The 13648-nt window shown below is 74.0% G+C and carries 12 protein-coding genes and 2 riboswitches; all 12 genes read left to right on the top strand.

The window, feature by feature from the left end:
* Nucleotides 1-53: 53 nt before the first annotated feature.
* Nucleotides 54-959, top strand: a complete 906-nt coding sequence (locus G9H72_RS17460) for a methyltransferase domain-containing protein (protein WP_166173451.1) — start codon at nucleotides 54-56, stop codon at nucleotides 957-959.
* Between the two features lie 198 nt (nucleotides 960-1157).
* Entirely contained in the window at nucleotides 1158-1802 is a 645-nt protein-coding gene (locus G9H72_RS17455) for a CDP-alcohol phosphatidyltransferase family protein (protein ID WP_166173526.1), read from the top strand.
* Nucleotides 1799-4294, top strand: coding sequence for a sugar phosphate nucleotidyltransferase (locus tag G9H72_RS17450; RefSeq protein ID WP_166173449.1), 2496 nt, complete (start codon nucleotides 1799-1801; stop codon nucleotides 4292-4294). The genes G9H72_RS17455 and G9H72_RS17450 overlap by 4 nt, the downstream gene beginning before the upstream one ends.
* A 67-nt stretch (nucleotides 4295-4361) precedes the next feature.
* A complete protein-coding gene (locus tag G9H72_RS17445) occupies nucleotides 4362-5279 on the top strand; it encodes a DUF881 domain-containing protein (RefSeq protein WP_196791347.1) in 918 nt (305 codons plus the stop codon).
* On the top strand, nucleotides 5276-5608 hold the full coding sequence (locus G9H72_RS17440; protein ID WP_166173447.1) for a small basic family protein: 333 nt from the start codon (nucleotides 5276-5278) through the stop codon (nucleotides 5606-5608). Before G9H72_RS17445 ends, G9H72_RS17440 begins: the two co-directional genes overlap by 4 nt.
* Before the next feature lie 8 nt (nucleotides 5609-5616).
* Nucleotides 5617-7041, top strand: a complete 1425-nt coding sequence (locus G9H72_RS23160) for a DUF881 domain-containing protein (protein WP_166173445.1) — start codon at nucleotides 5617-5619, stop codon at nucleotides 7039-7041.
* An 84-nt stretch (nucleotides 7042-7125) separates the two neighbouring features.
* Nucleotides 7126-7503, top strand: coding sequence for a glycine cleavage system protein GcvH (gene gcvH, locus G9H72_RS17430; RefSeq protein WP_166173443.1), 378 nt, complete (start codon nucleotides 7126-7128; stop codon nucleotides 7501-7503).
* Nucleotides 7504-7684: 181 nt separating this feature from the next.
* Nucleotides 7685-8233, top strand: coding sequence for an FHA domain-containing protein (locus G9H72_RS17425; protein WP_166173441.1), 549 nt, complete (start codon nucleotides 7685-7687; stop codon nucleotides 8231-8233).
* A gap of 35 nt (nucleotides 8234-8268) precedes the next feature.
* Entirely contained in the window at nucleotides 8269-8979 is a 711-nt protein-coding gene (ftsR, locus tag G9H72_RS17420) for a transcriptional regulator FtsR (protein ID WP_166173522.1), read from the top strand.
* An 85-nt stretch (nucleotides 8980-9064) separates the two neighbouring features.
* Nucleotides 9065-9553 carry a bifunctional nuclease family protein gene (locus G9H72_RS17415; RefSeq protein WP_166173439.1) on the top strand — a complete coding sequence of 163 codons (489 nt, stop codon included), beginning with the start codon at nucleotides 9065-9067 and terminating at the stop codon, nucleotides 9551-9553.
* Between the two features lie 189 nt (nucleotides 9554-9742).
* Entirely contained in the window at nucleotides 9743-10381 is a 639-nt protein-coding gene (locus G9H72_RS17410) for a MerR family transcriptional regulator (protein ID WP_166173437.1), read from the top strand.
* A gap of 65 nt (nucleotides 10382-10446) precedes the next feature.
* A riboswitch (glycine riboswitch) is annotated at nucleotides 10447-10545 on the top strand.
* Nucleotides 10546-10686: riboswitch (glycine riboswitch) on the top strand. It begins immediately after the preceding riboswitch.
* Between the two features lie 27 nt (nucleotides 10687-10713).
* Nucleotides 10714-13629: an aminomethyl-transferring glycine dehydrogenase gene (gene gcvP, locus G9H72_RS17405; RefSeq protein WP_331272387.1), complete on the top strand. Its 2916-nt coding sequence runs from the start codon at nucleotides 10714-10716 to the stop codon at nucleotides 13627-13629.
* Nucleotides 13630-13648: the final 19 nt, after the last annotated feature.

Here is a 13648-nt window from a genome sequence, read left to right as displayed (position 1 = left end):
TTCGTACCCGAGGACCAGGACGGTCCGACGGCGCGCGCAGCGAAGGACACGACTTGTCCCCCACGACGCTCTCCGCCATCGACCTCGCCCTGGCCACGCCGCACACCGGGATGCCCGCCGACGTCATCCCGCTGCAGTACCACACCAACATGCTCACGGACCCGCACCGGATGGACTCGTTCGCGGCGGCGATCGCGGCGGTCGTGAAGCCCGGGATGCGCGTGCTCGACCTCGGTGCCGGCACCGGCGTCCTCTCCTTCTTCGCCGCCCGTCAGGGCGGGGTCGTGACCGCGGTCGAGCGGGAGCCCGGCGTGCTCGCCGCGGCCCGTGCGGCGCTCGGCGCGAACATCGGCGACGCCGTCACCCTCGTGCACGGCGACGCCCGGACGTACGTCCCCAGCGGGCCGGTCGACGTGGTGCTCTGCGAGATGATGCACGTGGGGCAGCTGCGCGAGAAGCAGATCGAGGTCATCGGCGGGTTCAAGGAGCGGTACGCCGCGGCCGGCCTCGGCCCCATGCCGCGGTTCCTGCCCGAGGCCTGCGTCCAAGCGGCGCAGCCGGTGCAGCAGGACTTCACGTACCACGGCTACACCGTGGCGGCGCCGTACTTCCAGGACCCGTTCACCCCGCAGCCGCGCTCGATCGGGCTCGCCGAGCCGCAGGTGTGGCAGTCCTTCCTGTACGACGGGCGCATCCCCGCCGTGTGCGCCGCCGACCTCGCCTTCACCGTCGAGCAGCCGGGCCGGCTGAACGCCGTCCGGATGGTCACGAAGAACCTGCTGGCCATCGAGCCCTCCACCGGCTCGTCGATCGACTGGCTGATGAACTACCTCGTCGTGCCGCTCCCGCGGCCGCTCGACGTGCGGGCCGGCCAGGTCGTGCGGGTGCGCTTCTCCTACCTGCCCGGCGACGAGATCCCGGCCCTGATGGGCAGCGTGGAGGCGACGCTGGAGAGCTGAGCGGGGCGGCGACCCACTGCCGGGCTCGGCCCCGCCGCGGCGTACCCCTCGTTGAAGTAGGGTCGTGACGTCGCGTAGCCGGGGACACAGCGGGGGCGTCGCGTCGCGGACTGCCTTGCGGGAGTGACTGCCGTGCGTAGGAATGCAGTGGGGCCCGAAGCCGCCGAGCCGGCGTCCCGACCGCTGCCCGGGGCGCCGGTGCCGGACGGTGCAGAGCCCGCGCAGACCGACCGCGTCCTGACCGTCCCCAACCTGCTCAGCGTCGCCCGTCTGCTCGGCGTGCCGGTCTTCCTCTGGCTGATCCTCGCCGAGCACGACGGGTGGGCGCTGGTCGTGCTCGCCGTCAGCGGGGTCAGCGACTGGCTCGACGGCAAGCTGGCCCGGGCGCTCGGCCAGACCAGCCGGCTAGGGGCGATGCTCGACCCCTCGGCCGACCGGCTCTACATCCTCGCCACCCTCGTCGGGCTCACCCTGCGCGACGTCATCCCGGTCTGGCTCGCGGTGGCGCTCATCGCGCGCGACCTCTTCACGAGCGCGCTGCTGCTCGTGCTGCGCAGGCACGGCCACGGGGTGCTCGCGGTCCACTTCCTGGGCAAGGCCGCGACCGCGAACCTGCTCTACGCGTTCCCGCTGTTGCTGCTCGGTGACGGAGACGGCAGGATCGCGACGACGGCGAACATCTTCGGCTGGGCGTTCGCCTGCTGGGGCGTGGTCCTCTACTGGTGGGCCGCCGTCCTCTACGCCCTGCAGGTCCGCGCCGCGGTGCGCTCGCCGGCTGCGGCCGGGCAGGCGGCTCCGGCGACCGGCCCGGCCCGGCAGCAGGAAGGGAGGGCGCGGCGGTGAGGGCAGTCGTGATGGCCGGCGGCGAGGGCACCCGGCTGCGCCCCATGACGGCGAGCATGCCCAAGCCGCTGCTCCCGGTCGTCAACCGCCCGATCATGGAGCACGTGCTGCGCCTGCTGCGCAAGCACGGCTTCGACGAGACCGTCGTCACCGTCCAGTTCCTCGCCGCGCTCGTGCGCAACTACTTCGGGGACGGCGAGGACCTCGGGATGAACCTGCACTACGCCACCGAGGAGACCCCCCTCGGCACGGCCGGCAGCGTGCGCAACGCCTACCACCTGCTGCACGACGACACCTTCGTCGTCATCAGCGGCGACGCGCTGACCGACATCGACCTCACGGCCCTCGTGAAGGCCCACCGCGACCGCGACGCGCTGGTGACGGTCTGCCTCAAGCGCGTCAGCAACCCGCTGGAGTTCGGGATCACGATCGTCGACGAGGAGTCCCGCGTCCAGCGTTTCCTCGAGAAGCCCACGTGGGGGCAGGTGTTCTCCGACACCGCGAACACCGGCATCTACGTGATGGAGCCGGAGGTCCTCGACCTGGTCGCGGAGGGCGAGCAGGTCGACTGGTCCGGGGACGTCTTCCCCAAGCTCATGGAGAAGGGCGCACCGATCTTCGGGTACGTCGCCGACGGCTACTGGGAGGACGTGGGCACCCACGAGAGCTACCTCAAGGCGCAGGCCGACGTCCTGTCGCGGCGGGTCGACGCGGACATCGACGGCTTCGAGGTGTCGCCCGGGGTGTGGGTGGCCGAGGGCGCGGACGTCGACCCGGACGCCGTGCTCAGCGGGCCGGTCTACATCGGGGACTACGCCAAGGTCGAGGGCGGCGCCGAGCTGCGCGAGAACACCGTCCTCGGCAGCAACGTCGTCGTGAAGAGCGGGGCGTTCCTGCACCGCGCGGTGGTGCACGACAACGTCTTCATCGGCCCGCAGACCAGCCTGCGGGCGTGCGTCGTCGGCAAGAACACCGACGTGATGCGGGCGGCGCGCGTCGAGGAGGGCGCGATCGTCGGTGACGAGTGCGTCATCGAGGAGGAGGCCATCGTCCAGTCGGGCGTCAAGGTCTACCCGTTCAAGACCATCGAGGCCGGCGCCGTCGTCAACCAGAGCGTCATCTTCGAGTCCCGCGGGCAGCGCAGCCTCTTCGGCCCCCGCGGCGTGAGCGGCATCCTCAACGTCGAGATCACCCCCGAGCTCGCCGTCCGCCTCGCGAGCGCCTGGGCGACCACCCTGCGCAAGGGGTCGACGGTCGTGACGGCGCGCGACCACAGCCGGGGCGCCCGGACGATCAAGCGCGCGGTGATCGCCGCCCTGAACTCCAGCGCCCTCAACGTCGAGGACCTCGAGGCCGTGCCGCTGCCGGTGGCGCGGCTGCGGGTCGCCGAGGGGGGCGTCGGCGGCGTCTTCGTCCGCACCACTCCCGGCGTGCCGGAGAGCATCGACATCGTCCTCATGGACGGCAGCGGGGCCGACATCACCCAGGCTGCCGAGCGCAAGCTCGAGCGCGTCTTCAGCCGGCAGGAGTACCGCCGCGCGTTTCCGGGTGAGATCGGCGACCTGCAGTTCCCCAGCCGGGTCACCGAGCAGTACGTCGTGGCCCTGCTCAACCGCATCGACACCCGCGGCGTGGCCGAGGCTGACCTCAAGGTGGTGCTCGACACGGGCGGAGGCACGGCGGCCCTCGTCCTGCCGCCGCTGCTGGGGCGCCTCGGCGTCGACGTGCTGACCCTCGGCAACCGGCTCGACGAGACGTACCCGACCGAGACCGCGGAGGGGCGCTCGGCCGCCCTGCAGCGCCTCGGCGAGCTCGTGGCCTCCTCGGGCGCCGCGTTCGGGGTCCGCTTCGACACGGTGGGGGAGCGGATCTCGCTCGCCGACGAGACCGGACGTGTCATCGACGACGACCGCGGGCTGCTCGTCGTGCTCGACCTCGTCGCCGCCGAGCGAAACCGCGGGGTCGTCGCGCTCCCGGTCACCACGACGCGGGTGACCGAGCAGGTGGCCCGCTTCCACCACGTACGGATCCGCTGGACCGGGACCTCGGCCGCGGACCTGGCGGCTGCCGCCCGTGACCCCGAGCTGATCCTCGGCTCCGATGGCCGCGGCGGCTTCGTGGTGCCGGAGTCGAGTGGGATGGTCGACGGGATCGCGGCCTTCGTCAACCTCCTCGGCCTCGTGGCGAGGACCCAGCTCAAGCTCTCCGAGATCGACGCCCGCATCCCGGACGCGCACATCGCCCGGCGCTCGCTCGCCACCCCGTGGGCCGCCAAGGGGTCGGTGATGCGCACGGTGTTCGACGCGGCCGGCGACCGCCTGGTGGACACCACCGACGGCATCCGGGTGGTCGAGCACGACGGCTGTTGGGCGATGGTCCTGCCCGACCCCGCCGAGCCCGTGACGCACCTGTGGGCCGAGGGCCCGACGGCCGAGGCCGCCGAGCAGCTGCTCGACGCCTGGACGCGGGTCGTCGAGCGCGTCCAGGGCTGAGCCGGGCACGCCCGGAACGCCTTCCGGCCTCGCCCGAGTCGGCGGTGCCACGTGCGACGATGACGCCATGGTGCTGGCCGAGGAACGCGAGGCGGCGGCCCGGCCGCTGCGTTCCGTCCTGCCGGCCAGCCCCACCACCGAGCTGCTGAGCGGCCTGCTGCTCGAGGGCAGCGAGACCGCGTACGCCGCGGCCGCGCGGCGGCGCGAAGCCGCGGGCGCCGCCGGGGCGACAGGCACGGGTGGCGGCCGCACCGCGCTGCTCCTGGTCGTCGGGCTGGCCCTCACCGGGGCTGTGCTGGGCGTGGCAGCGGCTCAGGAGCGCGAGCGCGCGCCCGTCGACTCGGCCGGCCGCGCCGCTCTGGTCGCCGAGACCGACGAGCGGCTGGCCGCGGTCGACCGGCTGCAGTCCGACGTCCGCGTCCTGCGCACCAGGGTCGAGGCCGCGCGCAGGGGAGCGCTGAGCGCCGCAGGTGGGGCGCAGCTCGCTCGCCGGGTCGAGGAGCTCGAGCAGCGAGCCGGCGCCGCGCCGGTCAGCGGGCCGGGCGTGCTCGTGACCGTCGACGACCCGGAGCGCCCGTCGGGCGAGGCGGCCGTCGACGGCAGCGAGCGGGTGCAGGACAGCGACCTGCAGTTGGTCGTCAACGCGCTGTGGGCCGCGGGAGCCGAGTCGGTGACGGTCAACGGGCACCGGCTCACGTCGCTGAGCGCCATCCGGTCGGCCGGCGCGGCGATCCTCGTCGACTACGTCGCGCTCACCCCGCCGTACGCCATCTCCGCCATCGGCGACCCGGGCCGGCTCGCCGACCGCTTCGACGCGGGGGACGGCGGCGCGCTGCTGCGCGACCTCGCGGAGGCGTTCCGTATTCGCTGGGGCCTGGAGCGCGAGCCCGAGCTCGAGCACCCCGCGGCGTCGTCCCTGTCGCTGCGGTACGCGTCGGTCGCGGACGGCCCGTTGTCCGCCGCTTCGTCAGGAGCCTCCGGGTGATCCCCCTGATCGGCCTCGTCGTCGGCGTCGTCCTCGGTCTCGTGCTGGAGCCGACGGTGCCGCTCTGGCTGCAGCCCTACCTGCCCATCGCCGTCGTCGCCGCCCTCGACGCGGTCTTCGGCGGGCTCCGGGCCGCGCTGGAGAAGATCTTCGACGAGCGGGTCTTCGTGGTCTCCTTCCTCTCGAACGCCGTCGTCGCCGCGCTGATCGTGTTCCTCGGCGACCAGCTCGGCGTCGGCTCCCAGCTGTCGACCGGGGTCGTGATCGTGCTGGGCGTCCGTATCTTCGCGAACGTCGCGGCCATCCGACGCCGGGTCTTCGGGGCCTGAGGCACGGCGTGAGCGCGAGCACTCCTCCGTCCGGCAACGGCCGCCCCCCGGGCAAGGGCAACGGCGGCAAGGGCACCGGCGGCAAGGGCACCGGCGGCACGGGCAACGGCGGCACCGGCGGCACGGGCACCGGGGGCACCGGCACCGGCAACGGCAGCGGCAACGGCCGGGCGAAGAAGGGGCGACCCCGTACGCGGCCGAACCGGCCCGCTCGCCCGGGCGGCTCCGCGGGAGGGTCGACGGGCTCGCCCGCTGCCCGGCCGGTGCAGCCGGAGAAGGCGGTGCAGCTGGAGAAGGCGGTGCAGCTGGAGAAGGCGGTGCAGCTGGAGAAGGCGGTGCAGCTGGAGAAGGCGGTGCAGCCGGAGAAGGCGGTGCAGCCGGAGAAGGCGGTGCAGGTCAAGCCCGCGGCGACCGAGAAGGCAGGGGAGGGGAGGACCGCCACCGCGCAGAAGCCCCCGCCTGCGAGCGGGCCGGCTGCGACGAAGCCCGTCCCGGCGGCGGAGCCTGCGCCCGCGGAGAAGCAGGTGGCGGCCGAGAGGCCCGCGACGGCGCAGAAGCCTGAGCCCGCGCAGAAGCCGTTACCGGCCGAGAAGCCCGTCCCAGCGCACCAGCCGGAGCCGGCGGGCCACTCGAAGGACGTGCCCGCCGAGGCCGCCCTCCCCGAGCCGGAGCCCGGCGAGCCGGTCGCCCAAGGGAGCCCGGCCTGGCGCCCGCTGCTCGGTGCCACCCGCAGCCAGCTGGCCATCGCGGCCCTGCTCGCCCTGGTCGGGTTCGCGGGGGTGGTGCAGGCGCGGACGACCCACGACGAGGACCTGTCAGGGCTGCGCCAGGCCGACCTGGTGCGAATCCTGGACGACGTCGACGAGCGGGCGGCCCGGCTGCGGGCCGAGGAGCGCGAGCTCGAGGAGTCCTACGAGAAGCTGGCGTCGGGCGCGGGAGGCTCGCTGGCCGCCGTCGAGGACGCGCAGCGCCGTGCGGACGTGCTCGGGATCCTGGCCGGGACGCTGCCGGCCGAGGGGCCGGGGATCGAGCTGCGGATCGCGGACCCGCAGGGGGTGCTGGCGGCGAGCCAGCTGCTCGACGCCGTGCAGGAGCTGCGCGACGCGGGGGCCGAGGCGCTGCAGCTGGGGAACGTCCGGATCGTGGCCAGCACCGCGTTCCTGGACGCGCCGGCGGCGGACGCGCCGGCGGCGGACGCGCCGGGCGTGCTGGCCGACGGCGTCCTGGTCCGGCCTCCGTACGTCCTGCGGGCGATCGGCGACCCGGACGCCCTCGAGTCGGCCCTCGGGATCCCGGGAGGGGTGCTGGAGTCGCTGCAGACGGCGGGGCTGACGCCCGACCTCGCCCGGCGGACCAGCCTGGAGGTCGACGCGCTGCACGAGGCGAGGAGCCCCGACTACGCTCGCCCCGGGGCCGGAGGCGCGGGCGGGTGATGCCGCCACGACCCTCACCCGCCACAATGCGAGCGCACTGGCAGGGCGGCGGCCGGGCCGCCCGCCCATGACGAGAGGCGTGACGTGCTGCCCCAGGAGCTCCGCTACACCCCCCAGCACGAGTGGGTCCGCGACGGCGCGACCGTACGGGTGGGCATCACCGACTTCGCCCAGGACGCCCTCGGTGACGTCGTCTTCGTCACGCTCCCCGAGGTCGGCGCCTCGGTGCGGGCCGGCGAGCCCTGCGGCGAGGTCGAGTCGACCAAGAGCGTCAGCGACGTCTACTCCCCGGTGACCGGCACGGTCACGGCCTGCAACGAGGCGCTCGAGGCGACGCCCGAGCTGATCAACTCCGACCCGTACGGCGAGGGGTGGATGTTCGAGGTGGAGCCGGCCGACGCCGCCCAGGTGGCCGGGCTGCTCGACGCCGACGCGTACGCGGCCCAGACCGGCGCCTCCTGACGGCTGCGCGGTGGGGCGGCCGGGAAGGTGGGTACGTCCCGGCCCGCCGGTTGCGCATCGCAGCCGGGGCACAGTCTCACCCTCGACCTTCGGTTGACGGTCGGTGCCGACAGCCTTAGGTTGCGGCACTACGGTGGAGACCTGCTGTTCCGACGAGGCCCACATCGAGGAGGCCCCACGCATGCCGGTCTGCACGAACTGCGGACACGCGAACCCCGACGACGCCCGCTTCTGCAGCAACTGCGGAAGCTCGCTGCGCGCCGCCGGCGGCCCCGGTGGGGCGGACATCACGTCGACGCAGTCCATCTCCGGGCTGGCCCCGGTCGGCCCGGGCACCTCCGCGGAGACCGACGCCGACGCGAGCGGTGACCTTCCCGCGGTCTCCGCGGCCGACCTCGCAGCGGTCGAGGCGCTGCCGCCGGGCTCGGCGCTGCTGGTGGTGCGCCGTGGCCCCAACGCCGGCAGCCGCTTCCTCCTCGACGAGGACGTCACGACGGCGGGGCGCCACCCGGAGAGCGACATCTTCCTCGACGACGTGACGGTGTCCCGGCGGCACGCGGAGTTCGTCCGCGTGGGTGCCGGCTTCACCGTCCGCGACGTGGGCAGCCTGAACGGCACCTACGTCAACCGCGAGCGCATCGACGAGGTCGTGCTCGTCGACGGCGACGAGGTCCAGGTCGGCAAGTACCGCATGGTGTTCCTGCCGAGCGGTGGAGGAGCCGTGGCGTGAGGCCGCTGCCCGCCGGCGTCGGTCCCGCGCGGGGCATGGCGACGATGAGCATCGGCGAGGTCCTGGCCGCCCTGCGCCAGGAGTTCGCGGACGTCACGATCTCCAAGATCAGGTTTCTCGAGGCCGAGGGCCTGGTCGAGCCGCAGCGGACGGCGTCGGGCTACCGCAAGTTCGCCGCCGAGGACGTGGAGCGGCTGCGTTATGTGCTGCGCGCGCAGCGTGACCGGTACCTCCCGCTGCGGGTGATCAAGGAGCACCTGGACGCCATCGACCGGGGGCTCGAGCCGCCGGAGGACCAGTCCGGGGCGCCACGCGCGCCGCGGCCGGCGCCCGACGCGGGCGGGTTCCCCGGGCCGGAGACGTTCCGGCGCGACGGGGCAGGGCTGCGGCTCGCGCGCAGCGAGCTGTGCGAGGCGGCCGGTATCGAGGAGTCGGCGCTGCGCGAGATCGAGGGCTACGGGCTGGTCGCCCCGGCGACGGCCGACGGCTTCTTCGACGGCGACGCGTTGCTCATCGCGCGGACGGTGGGCGAGCTGGCCCGGTTCGGCGTCGAGCCGCGCCACCTGCGCCCCTTCAAGACCGCAGCCGACCGGGAGGCCGGCCTGGTCGAGCAGGTCACCCGGCCGCTGCTGCGCCAGCGCAGCCCGGAGGCTCAGGCCAGGGCCGAGGAGGCCACCCGCGAGCTGGGCGCGCTCTCGGTCCGGCTGCACGCGTTGTTGGTGAAGGCCGCGCTCCACCGCGGATAGGCCGGGACCGCGGTGGGCAGGCAGTGCCGCACAAGGACCGTTTCGAGGGGCCGCAGAGCCCGTCCGTGAGAGGTAGGGTTGCCGAGTGCGCCAGCTCGACGTCGTCGGCGTCCGGGTAGAGATGCCCTCGAACCAGCCCATCGTCCTGTTGAAGGAAGCGGACGGTGAGCGCTACCTGCCCATCTGGATCGGAGCGGTCGAGGCCACGGCCATCGCCTTCGCCCAGCAGGGTGTCGTGCCCGCGCGGCCGCTGACCCACGACCTGTTGCGCGACGTGCTCGGCGCGGTCGGCCGCGAGCTCGAGCAGGTCCGCATCACCGGCCTGCGTGACGGCGTCTTCTACGCCGAGCTCCGGCTCTCCGGCGGGGTGGAGGTCAGCAGCCGGCCGTCGGACGCGATCGCGCTGGCCCTGCGCACGTCGAGCCCGATCTTCTGCGCGGACGCGGTCCTCGACGAGGCAGCCATCGCGATCCCGGACGAGCAGGAGGACGAGGTGGAGAAGTTCCGCGAGTTCCTCGACTCGATCTCACCGGAGGACTTCGAGGCCGGCGGGGCTCCGGGCAGCTCGGGCTGACCGTCCGCCAACCGCAGACCCGGCCGCGACACGCCCAGGCGGCTCGTTGACCCCGCACTCGCCACCCCCGTACCGTTCGGAGGGAAACGCCGTCGCTGTAGTTCCACCGGTGGGAGCAGATCAGGCCGCAGCCTGGACGCCCTTCCCCGGCCCCTGACGCAGACCCGCGACGGCTGGACGGAGGACGGCATGGCCCGGGGTACCGGCTCGGACGGTGGCGTCTCCGCGAGCGGAGCGGTCGGCAGCACGGCACGGGACTCCTCGGGGCGGCTACCCAAGGCCACCCAGGAGATGCTCTTCCCGGGCCAGCTGACCACGCTGCCGGACGACATGGGCTACCGCGGCCCCACCGCGTGCGCCGCGGCCGGCATCACCTACCGCCAGCTGGACTACTGGGCACGGACCGGCCTGGTGGAGCCGAGCGTGCGCTCGGCGGCGGGCTCGGGGTCCCAGCGGCTCTACTCCTTCCGCGACATCCTCGTGCTCAAGGTCGTCAAGCGGCTGCTGGACACCGGCGTCTCGCTGCAGAACATCCGGGCGGCCGTCCATCACCTGCGCGACCGCGGGGTGGAGGACCTCGCCCAGATCACGCTCATGAGCGACGGGGCGAGCGTCTACGAGTGCACCTCTGCCGACGAGGTGGTCGACCTGGTCCAGGGTGGCCAGGGCGTGTTCGGCATCGCCGTCGGCCGTGTCTGGCGTGAGGTCGAGGGCTCGCTCGCCGAGCTTCCCGGCGTACGCCCCGACGCCGAGGGCGAGGCCGACGAGTCAGGCACGCCTGCGTCCCTGGACGAGCTGGCCAAGCGGCGCGCTCGCCGTACCGGCTGAGGCCCCTCCCGGCGCCGGTCGTGCCCGGCAGGGGCGTCCTTCCTCGGCTAGGGTAGGTGCGTCGACGACCCCGGACGGGAGAGTCGCCTCCGCAGCCGGCGGAGGCGCGCCGAAGGAGCAATTCTCCCCACGAACCTCTCAGGCCCACGGACCGTTCGGGACAGACACCTCTGGAAAGCAGACGGCGGCTCCTCGTACGCGGACATCGCGTACGGCGCGGGAGCCGACCGCTCGCCGACGGTGAAAGCCGGGCCCCGACGATGTGGGCCGGTGAAGCTCTCAGGCACCAGGACAGAGGGGGAGGCCCTGACCCGTCATGCCCGGGAGGCCTCGTGACCATCCTCGACCCGCTCCGCACCGCGCAGACCCCGCCGCGGCAGACGCCGCCGGCCGGGAGCCCGACGCCCGAGCCAGCCTTCCTCCGTCGTCACATCGGCGCCACGGCGCAGGAGCAGGCGCGCATGCTGGCCGTGCTCGGCTACTCCTCGCTCGATGAGCTGACCGATGCCGCCGTGCCGGAGGCGATCCGGGGTGGCGACTCCCTGGCGCTGCCGCCAGCGGTGAGCGAGGACGAGGTGGTGGCCGAGCTGCGTGCCCTCGCCGCGCGCAACCGGGTGCGCGTCCCCATGATCGGGCTGGGGTACTACCGCGCGTCGACGCCGGCGGTCATCCGGCGCAACGTGCTCGAGGACCCGGGCTGGTACACCGCCTACACGCCGTACCAGCCGGAGATCAGCCAGGGCCGGCTCGAGGCGCTCTTCACGTTCCAGACCCTGGTCTCGGACCTCACCGGGCTGCCCGTCGCGGGCGCCAGCCTGCTCGACGAGGCGACCGCCGCCGCCGAGGCGATGACGCTGGCGCGCCGCGTCGCCGGTGCCGCGGGCGCCGGGCGGGCGTTCCTCGTCGACCGGGACGTGCACCCGCAGACCCTCGCACTGCTCCAGGCCCGGGCCGAGCCGCTCGGCATCCCTGTCGAGGTGCTCGACCTGTACGCCGCGGCGCGGTCGGGCGAGGGTTTTCCCGAGCAGGTGATCGGCGCTCTCGTGCAGTACCCCACCTCCACCGGTGCGGTCCACGACCCGGCCGCGGTGGTCGCGGCGGTCAAGGAGCGCGGCGGCCTCGTCGTCGCGGCGACGGACCTGCTGGCGCTCACCCTGCTCGCCGCGCCCGGTGAGTGGGGCGCGGACGTCGCCGTCGGGAGCGCCCAGCGCTTCGGCGTCCCGCTCTTCTACGGCGGCCCGCACGCCGGCTTCATGAGCGTGCGCGCCGGCCTCGAGCGCCAGCTGCCCGGCCGCATCGTCGGCCTCTCGCGGGACGCCGACGGGCGGGCCGCCTACCGGCTGGCCCTGCAGACCCGCGAGCAGCACATCCGCCGGGACAAGGCGACCAGCAACATCTGCACGGCGCAGACGCTGCTGGCGGTCGTCGCCGCGATGTACGCCTCCTACCACGGCCCCGAGGGCCTGACCGCCATCGCGCAGCGGGTCCATGCCCGGGCAGCCGCGCTGGCGGCCGGGCTGCGCGCCGCCGGCGTCGAGGTCGTGCACGAGGCGTTCTTCGACACGGTCAGCGCGGCGGTGCCCGGGCGGGCCGACGAGGTCGTCGCCGCGGCCCGCGCGTCGGGCGTGGACCTGCGCCGGGTCGACGCCGACACCGTCGGCGTCAGCGCCGACGAGACGACGACCGAGGCCCACGTCGCCGCGGTGCTCGCGGCGTTCGGCGCTCGGCCCGTCCCGGACGCGCCGGCGATGCTGCCCGCCGCCGTGTCGCGCACCTCCGGATTCCTCACCGCGCCGGTGTTCGCCGACCACCGGTCCGAGACGGAGATGCTGCGCTACCTGCACCGGCTGCGTGACCGCGACTACGCGCTGGACCGGGGGATGATCCCGCTCGGCTCGTGCACGATGAAGCTCAACGCGACCGTCGAGCTGGAGCCGATCAGCTGGCCCGAGTTCGCCGACCTGCACCCGTTCCAGCCCGCCGAGGACGCTCAGGGCTACGCCGAGCTCACCGCCGACCTCGAGCGATGGCTGGCGGAGGTCACCGGGTACGACGCGGTGAGCCTGCAGCCGAACGCCGGGTCGGCCGGGGAGCTGGCCGGGCTGCTGGCCATCCGCGCCTACCACCGCGCCAACGGAGACGACGAGCGCGACGTCTGCCTGGTCCCGGCGTCCGCGCACGGCACCAACGCCGCGAGCGCCGTGCTCGCCGGGCTCCGGGTCGTGGTCGTGAAGACCGGGGACGACGGCGAGGTCGACCTCGAGGACCTGCGGGGCAAGTGCGAGCAGCACTCCGGGCGGGTGGCGGCGATCATGATCACGTACCCGTCGACCCACGGGGTCTACGAGGAGGGCGTGCGGGAGGTCTGCGCCGTCGTGCACGACGCCGGCGGGCAGGTCTACGTCGACGGCGCGAACCTCAACGCGCTGGTCGGCGTCGCCCGGCCGGGGCGCTTCGGCGCCGACGTCAGCCACCTGAACCTGCACAAGACCTTCTGCATCCCGCACGGCGGTGGCGGCCCGGGAGTGGGGCCGGTCGCCGTCCGCGCGCACCTCGCGGCGTACCTGCCCAACCACCCGCTGGCCGAGCAGGCCGGGCCGGCGACGGGGACGGGCCCGGTCAGCGCTGCGCCGTGGGGCAGCGCCGGCATCCTGCCGGTGCCGTGGGCGTACATCCGGCTCATGGGGGCCGACGGGCTGCGGGCGGCGACCCAGTCGGCCGTCCTCTCGGCCAACTACGTGGCGGCCCGGCTGCGCGAGCACTACCCGGTGCTCTACACGGGGCGGGGCGGCCTGGTCGCCCACGAGTGCATCCTCGACCTGCGCCCGCTGACGGCAGCCACCGGCGTGACGGTGGACGACGTGGCCAAGCGGCTGGTGGACTACGGCTTCCACGCTCCCACGATGAGCTTCCCCGTGGCCGGGACCCTCATGGTCGAGCCGACCGAGAGCGAGAGCCTCGTCGAGCTCGACCGGTTCGTGGAAGCGATGATCGCGATCCGCCGGGAGGCCGACAGGGTGGGGTCGGGGAAGTGGCCGAAGCAGGACAACCCGCTGGCGAACGCCCCGCACCCGGCTGAGCGGCTGGTCGAGGAGTGGGAGCACCCGTACTCGCGCCGTGAGGCGGTCTTCCCGGGCGAGGTGTCCCCTGCGGCGAAGTACTGGCCACCGGTCGCGCGCATCGACTCCGCCTTCGGTGACCGCAACCTCGTCTGCGCCTGCCCGCCCACGGCGGCGTACGAGGACTGAGCCCTTCTCGTGCCTGCCC

It is taken from the genome of Motilibacter aurantiacus, assembly GCF_011250645.1.
GTDB classification, from domain to species: Bacteria; Actinomycetota; Actinomycetes; order Motilibacterales; family Motilibacteraceae; genus Motilibacter_A; species Motilibacter_A aurantiacus.
This window is presented reverse-complemented; position numbering and strand designations above follow the sequence as displayed.

Coding starts and splice junctions, on each gene's coding strand:
- G9H72_RS17445 (WP_196791347.1), top strand. CDS start 4,362: ATGGTGCTGGCCGAGGAACGCGAGGCGGCGGCCCGGCCGCTGCGTTCC.
- ftsR (WP_166173522.1), top strand. CDS start 8,269: ATGGCGACGATGAGCATCGGCGAGGTCCTGGCCGCCCTGCGCCAGGAG.
- G9H72_RS17425 (WP_166173441.1), top strand. CDS start 7,685: ATGCCGGTCTGCACGAACTGCGGACACGCGAACCCCGACGACGCCCGC.
- G9H72_RS17410 (WP_166173437.1), top strand. CDS start 9,743: ATGGCCCGGGGTACCGGCTCGGACGGTGGCGTCTCCGCGAGCGGAGCG.